Source organism: Gluconobacter sp. (assembly GCF_047723935.1).
Lineage (GTDB): Bacteria > Pseudomonadota > Alphaproteobacteria > Acetobacterales > Acetobacteraceae > Gluconobacter.
Window position 1 is genome coordinate 1 of record NZ_JBDOBO010000052.1, and the last position, 15,815, is coordinate 15,815.

Consider the following 15,815-nt stretch of genomic DNA (forward strand, 5'->3'; position numbering starts at 1 on the left):
ATTTATTAAAATCATGTTTAAATAAATATTCAAACATAGCAGATTTTGAGGAACTCTCGTTCCAGTTGGGTTCGCCTAAAAAAGTACTTCTGGCGATTCTTCCATATTCGCCAGGCAACAGCGTGCCATGCGCCGGGTAACCAGCGGTATATGTCCCAGCACCTGGAGTATAAACGTAACTACCGATCAACGTTAGAGACGTTTTATTATCGATGTCCCACGTAAGCGACGGCAGCATACCGACACGATGATATTTTGTATAGTCGGTCTGATTACCTTGAGTGTCACCGATTGTAGCAATACGATAGCGCAAATTTCCAGATTTTGTAATCTTGTCACTCATATCTAACGTGGCTTCATAACGCCCCCAATTTCCAAAACCCAAAGACACTTGGTGCAACGGTACGTCTGTAGGTTTTTTCAAGCTCATCCCGATTAAGCCACCAGGACTCGTTTGACCATACATCACTGATGCCGGACCATTTACGACTTCTACACGTTCAAGAAATGAGGTTTCGGCTGCACTCTCCGAGTTGGTTTGCAGCCCATCAACAAACTGCATAGAAGAAAACCCCCTCTGCAAGAATCCACCGCCTGCGTTATTTTGACTATCCGGCGCGCCCGTGTTTGCAGTCCCTAACGACTCGGCATAGACGCCGGGTGTATAACGCAATGCTTCCATCACATTCTGAGGCTGCTGATCTACCATCAGTTGTTTTGTAATAACATAAATGGAATTCGGGATTTCCATGATTGGAGTATCGGTTTTTGTTCCTGCCGTGGTAGTTGTGGCGACATATCCTATTCCGGGCCCAGTGGGGTCTTGATGCGTGACTGTCCCCCCTACACGAACAGGACCGAGGGTGATGTTGGCTGAGGCTTTCGTCAGTACGACGGTATTACCGTTGAACCGGTAAGTCAGACCAGTTCCGCTCAGGACTTGTGCCAAGGCTGCATTGACGGACATCGTGCCGGAAATTGCAGAAGAACGCAGTCCGTCGCTCAACTGTGTGGTGTAGGCAAGTTGTGTGCCCGTTGCGTTCGACAACGCGACAAGTGCCGATGACAGTTTTTGAGCAGGAATATTCAATGTGAATTTCCGCTCGACCGCAGCCGTGGAGGCAGGGGTATCGGCTGATGCCGCTTTTACAGGGACAATGACGACGGATGCGAGCGCCGTTGTCAGGCCGAGCATGCGCACTAGGGAAAGTGTCACGAGGGGCGCTCTGATCGCGCGTTCTCTGGGATTTACGGAGAGCAGATCGGCACCGGCCGTCGCGATCTTGGGATGCATGGTTTCTTACCGTCGTCCTTGTGCAAGGGGCAATGCCCGCCGTCATATGCAAATGCGAAAAAATCGCACCTATTGTTAAAGACGGACGACGAACGGCATTGGTCGGCGGTGAAGCGCTTTTTCTGTGATTTTTTTTGGATACCCGGTCAGCTTGTGGCAGACAGGGTGACAAGCCAGGGCGTGAAATGCCGGACGCGCAGGCGAAGCGAGCCTGCCAGTGTTTCAATCGCGGCGTCAGGATTGCGGGCGTCGAGCGCTGCTGTCACGGGAAGATCGCGGAGGCGGGAGTCCGTGATGAGAATGCGGCCCCTCCGATAGCGCGAAAGTTCTGTCGCAAGGTCAGCCAGCCTCATACCATCGGCAACAATCCGGCCATTCCGCCAGCCGAGGATGGACGCTGTGTCCACGGCCAGCGGTCCCTGGGTTTCACCCGGCGCGCAACGCATCTGCTGGCCCGCTGTCAGCAGCATACCTCCCTGTGGCGGGGTAACGGTCAGTTCGTGCTCAATGGCTGTCACCAAAGTGGTGTCGTCCAGACGGTTCACGTCAAAGACGGCACCTGCTGTCTGTGTAACGGCAGGGCCTGCATCCACGATGAATGGCCGCAAAGGATCGTGCCGGGCAGTGAACAGGGCCTCTCCTTCATGGAGGGTAACACGCCGGACCTGCGGTGACCATGAAACGGAGATGGCCGAACTGCGGGCAAGCTCCACCAGCGAACCATCCGCCAGGGTTACGGTTTTGCCTGCCTGCGTGCCCGTCCTGTGGTCTGCAAAGACTTCGGGATGGGTCAGAAGATAGCTGCCGCCAGATGCCATGCCGACGACTGCTGCGGCTGCTCCAGTTATCATACGACGGCGGCTTACCCGGAATGAGCCAACGTCATTCGCGGCTACAGGCTTGTCGTTCGTCGGAGAGGGTGTCAGTGCTGGGGCGAGGTCATCAAGACGGGACCACATGCCTTTTGCCCGCTCCCACGCCTGTTTTTCTCTGTCTCCCTCACTGAGCCATAATGCGAAGTCGCGTTTTTCCTCTTCTGTCGCATCGGCGTCATTCAGGACCATGAGCCACTGGCGCGCTTCCTGCCGGATATGGGCATCGGATTTGTGGTGCGTCATGGTGTTCGTGGTCTTTCTGGATATCCGGCAATGATCTCGTGGACCGTATTTGCCCAGCCGAAGAGGTGGCGTGAATGCCCCTCTATACAGAAAGACGGATGACGAGCGGGAAGGGGGGAAGAAACAGGAATTATTTTTCGGGCTCGCCTGATGGTGGTTCCAACGCATCTTCCACAGCGGTCAGGGCAGTCATCATATGATTCATGACCATATGCCGGGTCATACCGAGCATCGCTCCAATCTTGTGGTAGGAAAGCCCTTCAAACTTGGCGAGTATGAAAATCTCGCGACTGCGTGGAGGAAGGGTATCCAGCGCCGCGCGCAGGCGTTCGATCTGGTCGCGCTGTATCGTGGCATCTTCGGGAGAAACGGTTTCGGCGACAATATTTTCGGTCTGGGTGTCGTCGGCCTGCACTTCAATGCCGTGGCGTGCGCGCCGCAGATGGTCGATCGCCAGATTGGTGGCAATCCGGTAGAGGTATTTGGCGGGGTTATCCGGCATGATGGTGCAGCCGCCCCTTGCGATCCTGACCCACACGTCCTGAGTAAGGTCTTCGGCAAGTTCACGATTGCCCAGTTTCTGGAGCAGGAAGCGTAACAGGCCGGGTCTCTGCTCAGAGAATATTTCCGGCCAGGTTCTGGAACCGGAACCCGTCATGTTCAGCTACCTTCTCTCCTCACGTGCCGTTCGTAGACGGGCAGAATCGGATTCTAATAATAATGCGAACAAATCGCAATATCTCGTATGCCTGAGCGGGTGTGTGTATTCCAGAGGTCAGTCTCGTGGAATGACTCGTACGCGACCTCGCCTTGCTAGAAACGCTGGAGTGCGTTAAAAAATAATAACCATTCTCATTTGCGTGGTGCGAACATATAATTGAAAAGAAAGTTTGGGATGTGACGAAAGACAAGGTCTTTGAGGCGTATCTCAAACATCGCGCGACGCTGATCGATTACGCGGGGCGAGTTTCCGGCAGATCGGCGGATGCGGAGGACATTGTTCAGGAAGCTTGGGCCAAGGCAGACCATCTGCGGCAGACGGGTGGTCGCACCATCGAACAACCTTTGTTCTATTTCTATCGGATTGTTAGGAATCTCGCCATCACAGGCTATAGGCGCGCCGCGAAGTTCGAGGATCAAGCCGTACAGAGCGAGACTTTTTACGACTCTTTCCCTGATGATCGACCATCACCAGAAGCGGAAGTTGCTGGTAGGGAGCAGATTGTTCGTCTGGATGCGGCGATGGCGGACCTTCCGGAACGAACCCGAATCGCGTTGGAAATGTACAAAATCGGTGGCTGCAAGCTGGTCGAAATTGCGGCCTTTCTCGATATGACTGTACCCGCCGTTCATGCGATGATCTCGCGCGGATTACGCCACTGCCGCCGTCGGCTTGATGACGAATAAAGACGTTCCCAATCGTCTGATAAAAGAATGATAGCCTATCCGGTAGTCATGTAAGGCTGACGGTGTCTGAGGGCGAGTATCAAGGGTGGTGATGACGACGGCAAACGGCGGGATCGACGAACAGGCTGAAGAAGAAGCGGCGGATTGGGATATTCTCCTGAAGGAAGCTCCTGATGATGCCGAGCTTTATGCACGCTTCGAGCAATGGCGGGCCTCGCGTGAGGCAAATGCTATTGCTTGGGCGGCGATCCAGCAGACAGGCGATCTTATCGGCAGAATGTCTCCGACGCATCGGGCTCAATGGGAGCCATTTACCCGTGATCCTCAAGGTGCTGTCCGGTATCCGACGCTACGTCGAAAACGATGGACCATTCGGGTCGTTGCCGTGGCTGGTGCGTGTGCAGTGGTCGTTCTGGGCGTAGGCTTGACTGATTGGCGCGGGATTTGTGCTGATTATGTGACGAAAGCGGGAGAGACACGAACCTTCACGCTGGCTGATGGCACTCGCATATTCCTGGCTCCCCGTTCAGCGCTCAAATTAGCATATCAGCCAGGACAACGCGGGGTGGAGCTTCGCTACGGCGAGGGTTACTTTGAGGTTAAGCATGACCCGGCTCGACCATTTTCTGTCGCTGTCGATGGTGTGACAGTCAGGGATATCGGTACTGCGTTCGATGTTGCGGAAAGCGATAGCGGCGTCAGAGTGGAGGTTGCGGAAGGAGAGGTCGCAGTTCAATCCGGCCACGGACTGACACGATCGCTGAAGCAAGGGGAGGCGGCAGCCGTCAAATTGGAGACAGGAGCAATTGAAGGGGCGAGCACAACCCCGTTGATCGGGGGATGGCGGCATAATCAGCTTTCGCTTCAGGACGCCCCTATGGCTGAGGCGATCAATCGTCTCCGTCCTTTCTATCGGGGAAAGATAGTCGTTGTCGGTCGTGGCCTGTCCAAGGTTTCGGTGACAGGTTTCTACCGTCTGGATGACCCGGTGGCGACGTTGAAGCTGATGGCGGAACAACAGAAAGTTCGTGTCACTGAACTGACTCCGTGGCTTGTCTTGGTCACAGCTTTCTGACGGGCCGACGGCTCTTTTTTTCCAGCCGGACAGATTTTTTTTCAACGGCGCGTTGAAAACATCCTCTCTCGTACGTGGAAGGAATAGAAGCCGCAAATGCGAAGAAATCGCATTCTATGCGGCGCTGTTCTTTTCATCTGGAGGAAACGCTGTGAAATCGTCCGCCTACCACGTTTTGTCACGCGGAAATTTCGCGTGTTTTCTTATGGTTAGCACTGCTTTGAGTTTTGGTGTCGCTGATACGGCTATGGCTGCAACGGCGACAATCGCCAGTCAGCAATCAACTGAGCAAGCCGTAAATTTTCTTATCGCAGCACAACCATTGGGGTCGGCTCTGGCGATCTTTGGGCAGCAGGCCGGTTATCAGATTACGGCTGACGGAAATCTGACACGCGGCGTCGTGACGAAGGGCGTATCGGGGACGATGTCCGCGTCCTCAGCACTCCAACAGCTTTTGAACGGCTCTGGCCTCTCTTATATAGCGAAAGGCCACGATGCGTTCGTGATCGTTAAGGCCTCCGCCAATATCACGCTTGGTCCTGTGCGTGTCGGTGGAAAAGTTGCGTATCAGGACCCCACGGGGCCTGGGGTAGGGTATGTCGCTACAACTACCATGGCAGGAACAAAGACCGACACACCGATCACGGAGATACCGACCTCAATTTATGTGATCACAAAACAGCAGATGATCGATCAACAACCACAAAACATTCAGGAAGCGTTACGTTATAGTCCCGGTGTTTATTCGGAACCATATGGTTCGTATTCGTCAGGCGAAGCACTCGGGAGCGGTGGCGCGATCAAGCTGCGTGGATTTAGTACTCAGCAGTTTGTTGACGGTTTGATGAGCACGTCCCTGACGTCAGGCGAGACCTCTTTTCTTGAGCGGATCGAAGTGCTTAATGGGCCACCCTCTGTCATGTATGGACAGTCCGCGCCAGGTGGCTTGGTCAATATGACCCTTAAAAAGCCCACTGATACTCCCCTTCATCAGGTCTCTGTTGGCTTCGGAAACTGGAACCGCTACGAAGCGACCATCGATGTCAGCGACAAAATCACAAAATCTGGGAACGTTCGTTACCGCATTGCAGCGATCGGCGATACACAAGGAGCCCAGTCAAATTACACTCATTACAAACGTGTCGGTATTCTTCCTTCCCTCACATGGGATATCGATCCGCGTACATCTCTGACTCTTATAGGCTCTTATTCTTACACGCCAGCGAACGGAGCAAATGCTGGAGCACAATATCCGGCACAAGGCAGCTTAGTTACGGACGGCTACCGGCGGATATCACGCAGCACTTTTGCTGGCTTGACTAACTGGTGGAATGAAAAACCCAGAAAAAATGCCATGTTCGAATACCAATTTAAGCACGAATTTAATAAATACATCAATTTCAGTCAGGTGCTTCGCTATGAAAAAACAGTACAAAATAGTAAAGATTCTTACAACGATGGGAGTGTTGATAGCGCCACTCCTAATCTGCAGTATTATAGACCACAGACAAGAAATTACTCTTCCGAAAGCATAGCTTTTGACACTCGTCTCGATGGAAAGTTTAAAATTGGAAATGTAAAGAATACGTGGGTAGTCGGATCAGATTTTCGGCATTATGATTTAAATCAAAATAATATAATATCATCAACAGATGCGATTATTGATCTCTATAATCCACAGGCGACACAGTTTACGCCATGCTTGAATATCACTTCGAGTTCTGGTTGCCATGTGCGAGGTTACGATGGAACATGGAGTTATTTTCAGGAAGGTGTTTATTTTCAGGATCAGATAAAATGGAAAAGATTATCAGTTATCTTAGGGGGACGTCAGGATTGGTTTAACGATCAATCGCATTCTTATAATTACAGCACCGGTCAACACTATACATCATACTCGCAAAGCAAATTTACATGGAGGGCTGGCCTGATTTATAATTTTGATTTCGGTCTTTCTCCTTATTTCAGCTACGCGACGTCATTCACACCTCAGGACACCACGAATTGGCAAGGGCGTCTCATCGCCCCTTTACAAGGCAAGCAGATGGAGGCGGGCCTAAAATATAAAGCTCCTAACAAGAATATTCTAGTAACAGCATCCGCATTTCACATAGACGAGGATCACTACCTGATAAGTGATCTTATCCATGCGGGATATTCAGAAGATGCGGGGCGTGTCAAATCGCAAGGGTTTGAGGTATCAGCGAACGCAAACATTACACGGGACTTGCGCGTTCTTGCGTCTTATAGCTACACAGATGCCCGCTTCGCAAAAAGTAATTTAACATCGCGAAAATATAATCCTTACATCGGAGAGTTTTATGGAGAGGCGATATCACAAGAAGGTAAATCGGTTCCTCAAACTCCACGAAATATGTTCTCTGTCTTCTTTGACTACAATCTTCCAAAAGCCTGGGCGAGAGGATTTGGGATCAACTGGGGCTTGAGATATGTTGGATTTAATTATGCAGGTAACGTTGAGTCTTTTAAGACCCCTGCGTACGTTCTGTTTGATGTTGGCGCGCATTATGATTTTGGCGAAGTGCTACCTGCCCTACGAGGGTTGAAGGCGCAATTGGCCATGTCGAACCTGACGAATAAATATTATATTACTACCTGTGGAGCAGGCGGGACTTGTTATATAGGCCAGGGTCGCCGAGTATATGGAAACCTGACATATAACTGGTGAAATTTCTTTACCCCGAATTGCGGAATTTTTTCCCATTAAATTCAGCAGTTTGATTCTCGTCTCCATGTCAAAATCGTGGGGTAGCCTCGCTGTAAAAAATGTGGTTTGCCCCTTCAATTTCCACAAGGTCACGCCGTATGGCATAAATACTCAATATAATCAGGCATGGAAGCCGTGCTATAAGATCTGGATCAGCGACAACCGGACGGAGATTGCCATGCAGCCGTTTCCCCTTGATCAGGCTTTTACGTTTCTGGAATCCGGGCCGGTAACGCTTGTGACCACGCATGACGGCAGGCGCGACAATGTCGTGACGATCACATGGACCATGGTGCTGGATTTCGACGCGCGTTTCGCCATCACCACTGGTCCCTGGAATTACTCATGGGAGGCGATTGAGAAAACGCGGGAATGTGTGCTCGCCATTCCATCCGCTGACATGCTCGACACAGTCGTGGGGATTGGTCTCTGCTCTGGCAGGGATACGGACAAGTTCGAAAAATTCGGTCTTGCCCGCCGTAAGGCTGACAGGGTGAAAGCGCCGCTTCTGATTGAATGTCTGGCGAACATCGAATGTCGCGTCATCGACATCATCGCGCCGTATGGCATCGTCATTCTTGAAGGGGTTGCGGTCCATGCCGACCCGCATCGCAAGGAACGCTCTTCCCTGCACGCTATTGGCGATGGCACCTTTGTGACCGACGGGCCTGTGCTGGATCGGCGCATGATGATGCGCCCGAAGCTACCACCGAGCGTCCTGACGCATAAATCATGATCTCCGCATGATCATTCCCGTGGGGTCTGCCGCAGACTGCGGTCGCGCTGGTGGGCGAAGATCCCACGTTTGACTGCAAAGAATTTCAAAACTTAATAGGCATTAATTGGCTAAAAAAGAAAGCACGTTATAAAATAAATTAACAATGCAAGAAGGTTCCATTTTATCGTATGCGAATATCAATGGTCGCATGGGCATTTTGCACGTCCGTAAGAGTGACGTGAGCAAAGCCGGGTGCATCGGGTGTCCAGGATGGTTGCGCACCGGGCGGCACATTTAGCGGAGTGCCATTGATATACCAATGATAAGGCGGATGGCCGCCTGAGCCTTCCAGCCCGATGGGAAGCATCGTGCCATCAGAAGAGCGGCTTTCAATTTCGGAATGGTTGCGTGGAAAGATGATCTGTGGTGCCTGTCCGTGTTGCAGGACACGCAGGGCAGGTGACAGGACTGCAACAGCACGATGAGGTTGAATACTGGCTGTCGGGGCTGATTTATGCGGGAGTGAAACCAGAGAGAGGAGATCTGCCAGCACGGGTCCCGCCGTATCCCGTCCTGTCAGCCCTGGAGAGGCGGTGCCGTCCGGGCGTCCGGCCCATACACCGACTGTTGCCTGCGGGGTAGAGGCCATCGCCCATCCATCACGGTTGCCATAGGATGTGCCTGTCTTGAAGGCAACGTCCTCCCATGATGCTACGCCAGCCGGTGGAGCGGTACCCCGCAGGATTGTACGAATATCGGCATTGGCTCTGCTGGACAGCAGGACCGTCTCGGACGTTGTCGCTTTCGGGCCTGTTGGTTCATGGTGCAGGGGAGTGACGTAACCATTATGATCGAGTGCCGCGTACAACATTGTCAGGTCATGGAGTGAGATGCCTGCTCCCCCGAGAACGATTGCGAGGCTCGGTGCGCTTTGTGTGCCATCCGGGTTTTTGGGTAGTCGCAATCGCACATCGCAGCTGGAGAGGCGGTCCATGAACCGGGAGGCGCCAACCCGTTCCAGCGCCTGAATGGCAGGGACATTGAGTGAAAGCTGAAGGGCTTCACTCACAGTGGTTTCCCCCCGGAAAGCATGGTCAAAATCTCTGGGGGCATAGCCGCCAATGGCCAGTCGGCTATCGCGCACACGTGTGTGGAGGGTCATCCAGCCTTTTTCAAACGCCATCCCATAGACAAACGGTTTGAGTGTGGAGCCGGGAGAGCGGGGCGCCAAAACAGCATCTATCGCATTGCCCGGAGCTTTATGCTCGGCCCCTCCGACCCATGCAATGATCTGCCGCTCGTGGTCAACAATCAGTGCGGCAAATGTTCCACGCAGCGGGGCAGGGTGGTTGGCAAGCACTTGCCGTGCGTTGCGCTGGAGCCGTGCATCAAGCGTTGTCACCACCACACCGTTGCGTCCTGCGCTGATAAAATGACCGGCGAGTTCAGGGGCGTCATGCGGCACGCCGCGTGTGTCTGGTGTTGGCCATGCAACAGGTCTTAATGAAGTGGCGCGTTGCAGTGTGCTCTGTGCTGCGTTCAGCAAGGTATTGGGATGGCGGTCTGGACGGAGTGCGGCTGGCCGCCGGGGTAAAGTGACAAGGAACGCAGCCTCGGTGGATGTCAGATGGCTGGGTTCATGCCCGAAATAGAGTAGGGATGCCGCACGGATGCCTTCGATATTCGTACCTTCAGGAGCCAGTGTAAGGTAAAGGTTCAACACGCCCTGGCGGCCGAAGCGCCATTCAAGCTGGAGGGCACGCAGGATATCCCGCAGCTTGCCGCCCCATGTATGACGATGTGGGGTAAGGAGGCGGCTTGTTTGCATGGCTAGGGTTGAACCGCCAGAGACAATATGACCACGCTGGGCCAGTTGCCAGATGGCGCGTGCAAGGGCCTGCGGATCAACCCCCGGATGGCTTTCAAAGCGGTGGTCTTCTGTCGTCAGCAGGAGTGTGATGTAGGTCGGATCAACATTCTGGCTTTCAACCGGCAGACGCCAGAAGCCATCGCGGCTTGTATGGCCGTCAAGCAATGTATGGTCGCGGGCTTGAACAAGAAGGGCGGCTTGCTCGGCCCGATACAGGTCTGGCGGGTTAAAACGGTCGGCCACCAGCAAACCCGCCGGAAGGAGGCTGGTGAGCAGCAGGCCTAGTGTACAGTTTCTGGCGAGGAGGCGAAAATCCCTCAATGTGCGCTGATCTCGACAGTCCCTGATGCCGTGCGCGCCATCAGGCTCGGCAGACGCTGTGCGCTGACTATGGCTTCTGGTAGAGTGAAGCGGCCCGGCGTAATGGCGCGGACGATATAAGCGACATGGAAACCCCGCGCCGTAAGGTCTGGAGACTGTGTGGTGAAGCGCACCGCAGCACTAAAACGATCATCCAGTGCTGCAGCATGTTCGGTGTTGCTGAGCGTGCCCAGAAAAGCGTAGGGGAGTTTTGCGCGGTCGTTTTCAGGGTCGTCGCTGTCATGGTCATCAGATGCGACATCCTCAGGAGACACAATGCTCTCAATTTCCCATCCGGCAGGAAGCAGGCTGGTAATGCCCACCAGATACTGACCAGGGTGGAGGGCCGTGCCTTTGAGACTGACGATAAATCGGTCATTCTGTTGCATATGTGTCAGGTCAAATGGCTGGCCAGTCAGGGTAAAACCCTGCATGGTCAGGGTCAGTCCCTTGGTGAGAGGTTTGACATCCCCGGCTGGTTCGCCTTGCACGGTCAGGGTGCTGAACAGCATCTTCCTGCCAGTATTTTCAACCTGAAGACCTTTTTCGAGTGCGGTGGAATCAAACGGATAGGTAAGCGGCAGGCGCAGTGGCGTGGTGTTGGAGCGCCCCTGCACACGCACACTCCGGCCGTCAGTATCCCTGTTCAGAGCACTGGCAGATTCGAGCAGTGCCGTTTTGGTCGCGGTTGTCAGCATATCAGGCGACAGAGCCAACTTGCCAAACCGCCCGATAAGCAGGCGGGTGCGCTGGTCGTCATGCGCTTCGGCTGTTAAGGCAGCAAGCCCGGCCAGATCGCGCACGTAGGTCCAGTATCGGTAATCCCACAAATCCGGCTTTTCGGTGCGGGGTGGCCCGAGTGCCGAGATGGCTGCGTCCAGCAGTGCTTCTGGTGATGTCGCGCTGTTGTCCACCGGTGCATCGTCCATTGCGAGCGCGACAGCGAGATGCCCAAGAGCCAGAGGAAAGGCCTGTGCATTGGAGCCTGCCGTGCCAGCCCAGACATAGCTGACACGATTACCATCCTGCTGCGTGACGAGTGAGGCAGCGAGAGTGTGGATTGCATCAGGGTGGAGGCGACCCGCGCGGGCCAGCACATATGCCGCGTAAGCACGTGTATTCAGCTGTTCTGCCAGCCTTTCACTCTCATGCTCGTCATCATCGACGCTTTGAGACTGGAGCTGCTCGCTTTCAATATGGTTGAGCAGCAGGTCGAGCCGGTCCTCCGGCACGGGGTAGCCAGCAGCTTTTGCCCGGATCAGGAAATCGGCAAGATAGTCCAGATCGTCGGGAAGACTGAGGCCATCGGAGCGGTCCCATTGGCCAATCTCACCTGACGGGTTCTGGCGATCAAAAAGGGTATTGATGACTGACTGGATGGATTTGCCCGGACTATCTCTGTGATCGCGAGTTTGGGGGAGGGGCTGGTTGCCTTGTTGTAGCAGCGCACGGGCCTGAGCTGCGAGTGTATTAGAATCCCCCCACACGCTGGTTTGCAGGGATTCTTGCAACCCGACGGTATCAAGGCCGTCCGATGCGGAGAAGTTGAGGGTTATCCGCGCGTCTGCTGGGTTGAAGCCCGCAAGTTCTGTACGGTCCCATGTTTTATGGCTACCGGGTGGGAGCGGCACAGTCCGGCTGACGGTAATCGGAACATGCGCCAGCCTGATGCCGATGGGCCAGCTTCGTGTCAGCAGGGCTTTTGATGAGCCGGACCGGTGCAATGTGAGGTGGATATGTGCAATGGCGGTGCGGCCCGGCAAGGTTGGGGTGGCGGCCAGTGCAACACGCAGGTCAGCGCGCCCACCGGGTTTGACAGGGGCGCTAAGCGTGCCGGAGCCGAGAACGCGGAGCGGCCCATCCGTGGTAATCTGGACTTCGTAAGGTGCTGAAGGTGCATCAACATTGATGATGGAGACCTGTGCCTGTGCCGTATCTCCCGGGGCGAGGAACCGTGGCAATCCAAGGTCGGGAAAAACCGGGTCCCGTGCTGTGATGTCTGCCTGCGCGTTGCCAACGGCATCTTTGTTCCAGGCTGAGGCCATCAGGTGAAGCTGGCCATCAAAATCCGGTAAGTCGAACGAGAGAGTGCCGTGTCCGGTGCTGTCGAGCGCGACTGGTCCCTCGAACAACGCGATGCTTTCCGTTGTTCGTACGGGTGGGCCGTCCGCGCTGCTGTCGTTTGATGTTGCATCTCCCCCAGACCGAATTTGGCCATTTTTCACATCACTGAGCAGGAGAGACCCGTAGTTGTCCAGCATGTCCAGCCCGAGACGGGGGCGACCGTAAAGGGCATCAAACAGGTTGAGCGGCGTGAAATGCGTGAGGTTGAGAATACCCTGATCGACCGCGGACACCGCGACCTGCACCTGCCCTACCGGGAGACCCTGACTGGCCTGAACTGTCACGGGAATGGTAATGCGGTGGCGTGGTGTGACAGTGCCTGGCGCATCAAGCCTTACGTTCAACCGGTGCGTGTCCTGATTGACACCAATCCATGTGACGCCAACCGCTCGCACAGGGTCATGGGGGCGCAGGCCGGAGGGGCTGTTGAGGGGGCGATAGAGTGTGACCAGTGCATAGGCGCCGGAATGCCAGTCCGGTGTGGCGGTTACCGGCACGTCCAGCCCTTCTTTTGGAACGTCCACGAAGCGCGTGTTCAGCACACGGTCTGTTGCAAGTGTTATCTGGGCCTGTCCGGCAAAACCACCGCCAATGTGGATGATCGTGCTGCCGCCTGACGCGATATGGGCATCGCGCACGCTGAGCGGTAGATGGTCCGGTGTGTTGGCATCACCGCTTCCACCCCAGCCGATCTGAAAGCGGAGTGAGCTGCCTGTTACCCCGCCACTTTCGGTCGGGATGGCACTCAGGCGATATTCGCCCCAGTCTAGCGTGGGGGTGATCCGCGCTGTGCCTTTGGCATCTGTTGCAAGATCGCCCGAGCGCATAGGCACGTCCACGGTGTGACTGCTGAAGGTCCAGCCATTGTCGGGTGTGTGGGACCAGTTATAGATCCGATTGACGCGTGCCAAGGTCCAGTGAATTTTGCCGATGGCAACCGGACTGTTGTCAGGCGCGAAACTTGCAAGGTCAATGGGAATAACAGCACTGCCCGTGCTGGAGGAGGGATCTGTTGCAACACGGAGGCCGATCAGCGGTGCGGTGCGCTGGACGGGAATTGTAAAGTGCTCACCCACACGCCGCCCCATGGGGTCAAGAAAACCGGCACGTATATCAAGAGCAAGCGGTCGGGTAAGGCCCTGAGGAATATCCGGCGTGAAGGTCAGTTGAGTATGGCCTTCATGGTCGGTTGGAGCTGCGATGATGTCGTCACTAGTTGATGGTATCTCTTCATTCTCAAACCCAAAGGCCCAGCCTGTGTGGTTAGGGATCGGGTTAGTCGCGGCAACAAGTTTGTAGGAACTGTCACTTTTAAGGCCCACACCGGGCGCGCCGTAGAGAAAGCGTGCTGAGGCATCAATCATAACGGCCTGTCCGGCGGTTGCGGAAGCGGGAGGCCTGAAACTGGCTTCGATACTGGGGGGCACGAAATCCTGAACGTTGAAACGGGCCGAACCGATGGCGGGTAGGGAAGGGTCGAGTAGAATATCAGCTTGCCACAGGCCTGTGGGTGCGCTGGCGCTCAGAGGCAGAGTGGTCGCGTAGCCACCTTCTGCTGCACCTGTAAGCGGAATGCGCCGTTCTTCCATCATATCCGGACGGCGCAGAACAAGAACCGGGTGTGCGTCTGGAATAGCCTGTCCTGCCCGGTCACGCAGAAGAGTGAGGAGATGCACGCTCTCACCCGGGCGATAGATCCCGCGGTCAGGTTGCACGAGCGCGCGACTGCTCCCCTGAAAGGGGCTGACTGCGTCCGCAAGATGCTGTTCTGAAAAATCGAACCATTGCCGGTCAAGATGCAGAAAACCGAAATCCTCTCCCTTGCTGGCCAGCAGGACCGCGGAGCGGTCTGCCATGGTGCCACGGAGCAGGGGCGCATCAAAATGCCCAAGGCCACTCGCATCCGTTGTGACTGTTGCCAGAGTGCCGCCATCACGGGCGCGCAGTGTCAGCGTCACATCAGGAGTGGGCTGCCCGCTCATCAGGGAGCGGGCACTGACTGTCAGCCCGTCTTCACCCCGCAGCATGGTCAGGCCAAGATCGCTCAGATTAACCCAGTGGGCAGAAATAGGCTGGCTTTGCAGGAGATCGGCGTTGGTGCTCCCACGTTTAAGCGCGGTTTCCACGGGGCTTTTTTCGGGCGGTGTTGCGGCGTCTTCAACCGTCACCAGATAAAGTCCGCTCTGTCCTGCGCCAATTGTCTCTGCCAGCGGGAAGCCAGTTGTCACAGATCGGTCTGCGGCATGATCGATAGCCATGGTGCCATGCCAGATTTCACGCATGGTCGTGTCCAGCAGGTTCTGGAATGTATAAGGGTCAAAACTGGTCTGGTTCAGATCAGGAATCGTGCTGTCGATATGATCTGTGCCGGGAAATTGCTGATAGGCAGCGACCCGAAAGACGTGGAGGCGAACCGTGGAAACGTTAACAGTTTCAATCGCGAGGGCGGGCGTATGCCCGGTCGTGCGTCCGGGCAGGATAAAGCCGTCTCCTGTCAGCCCAACGTGCGCATCACGGCGCCCAAAGCGGGCGCTGAGTGTGAGGGGGGAGGCAAGATTCTGGCCATCAGCAGAAGCAAAATTCGGGTCGATCTTTAGTGTGTAACCCTGCCCGAAGGCGAGGTTGCCAAGGCAGAACGTGTCATTCTCAACCCGCGGTGTAAAAGCGCTTTTTGGTGAGAGATGGACCGAATGGGCCAGTGTTGATGTGTCTCGTGCGTTCAGGCTCTGATTGAAATGCAGGCAGATTTCTGGGTGTTCGCCTGTTGCATCGAGAGAGGTGTGCTGGAACGCGAAAGGCGAGGACTCAGCAGAGGCCGCCCGACTGTATGGTGCGAGGTACAGAGCCGGAATGGCTGCAAGGCTCAGGGAAGAAAGCAGAAGGCGTAGAGACAATATCTTGAACCCTGAACAGTTTATGCTGGATTACGCGATGTAAATAGTCCCACAACTGGCCGGGACCGAGTTTCACAAATTACGCGGCCATGGGGATTTGGTCCATATCCGTTTCTTCGACGCTATTCAGAATAGTTGTACAACACGATCATAATAGATATGCCCAAAGTCGCTCTGGTTCATGTTCTGCCTCATCAGATGACCCATTTTCAGGTGATCCTTGCAAG

9 protein-coding genes are annotated in these 15,815 nt (G+C 54.9%); 4 read left to right on the top strand and 5 right to left on the bottom strand.

Annotated features, from left to right (window positions below; all coding sequences use genetic code 11):
• From ABF979_RS13005 to ABF979_RS13015, 3 genes are all read right to left on the bottom strand, one after another.
• Positions 1–1,294 (bottom strand): TonB-dependent siderophore receptor (locus ABF979_RS13005; protein ID WP_415560275.1); only part of this gene is annotated, 1,294 nt, incomplete at its 3' end.
• Between the two features lie 146 nt (positions 1,295–1,440).
• A complete protein-coding gene (locus tag ABF979_RS13010; protein ID WP_415498895.1) occupies positions 1,441–2,412 on the bottom strand; it encodes a FecR family protein in 972 nt (323 codons plus the stop codon).
• 130 nt (positions 2,413–2,542) lie between these two features.
• Positions 2,543–3,070, bottom strand: a complete 528-nt coding sequence (locus ABF979_RS13015) for an RNA polymerase sigma factor (protein ID WP_415498896.1) — start codon at positions 3,068–3,070, stop codon at positions 2,543–2,545.
• 239 nt (positions 3,071–3,309) lie between these two features.
• On the opposite strand from ABF979_RS13015, the gene ABF979_RS13020 reads away from it, so the two are divergent.
• From ABF979_RS13020 to ABF979_RS13035, 4 genes are all read left to right on the top strand, one after another.
• Positions 3,310–3,819, top strand: coding sequence for a sigma-70 family RNA polymerase sigma factor (locus ABF979_RS13020; protein WP_415498898.1), 510 nt, complete (start codon positions 3,310–3,312; stop codon positions 3,817–3,819).
• Positions 3,820–3,910: 91 nt separating this feature from the next.
• Positions 3,911–4,894, top strand: a complete 984-nt coding sequence (locus tag ABF979_RS13025; RefSeq protein ID WP_415498899.1) for a FecR family protein — start codon at positions 3,911–3,913, stop codon at positions 4,892–4,894.
• 151 nt (positions 4,895–5,045) lie between these two features.
• Positions 5,046–7,583 carry a TonB-dependent siderophore receptor gene (locus tag ABF979_RS13030; protein ID WP_415560278.1) on the top strand — a complete coding sequence of 846 codons (2,538 nt, stop codon included), beginning with the start codon at positions 5,046–5,048 and terminating at the stop codon, positions 7,581–7,583.
• 217 nt (positions 7,584–7,800) lie between these two features.
• Positions 7,801–8,358 carry a flavin reductase family protein gene (locus tag ABF979_RS13035; protein WP_415511476.1) on the top strand — a complete coding sequence of 186 codons (558 nt, stop codon included), beginning with the start codon at positions 7,801–7,803 and terminating at the stop codon, positions 8,356–8,358.
• Between the two features lie 163 nt (positions 8,359–8,521).
• Here the strand turns inward: ABF979_RS13035 and ABF979_RS13040 are convergent, their stop codons facing one another.
• Both ABF979_RS13040 and ABF979_RS13045 read right to left on the bottom strand, forming a co-directional pair.
• On the bottom strand, positions 8,522–10,453 hold the full coding sequence (locus ABF979_RS13040) for a transglycosylase domain-containing protein (RefSeq protein ID WP_415498902.1): 1,932 nt from the start codon (positions 10,451–10,453) through the stop codon (positions 8,522–8,524).
• A gap of 74 nt (positions 10,454–10,527) precedes the next feature.
• Positions 10,528–15,588, bottom strand: a complete 5,061-nt coding sequence (locus ABF979_RS13045; RefSeq protein WP_415498903.1) for an alpha-2-macroglobulin family protein — start codon at positions 15,586–15,588, stop codon at positions 10,528–10,530.
• Positions 15,589–15,815: the final 227 nt, after the last annotated feature.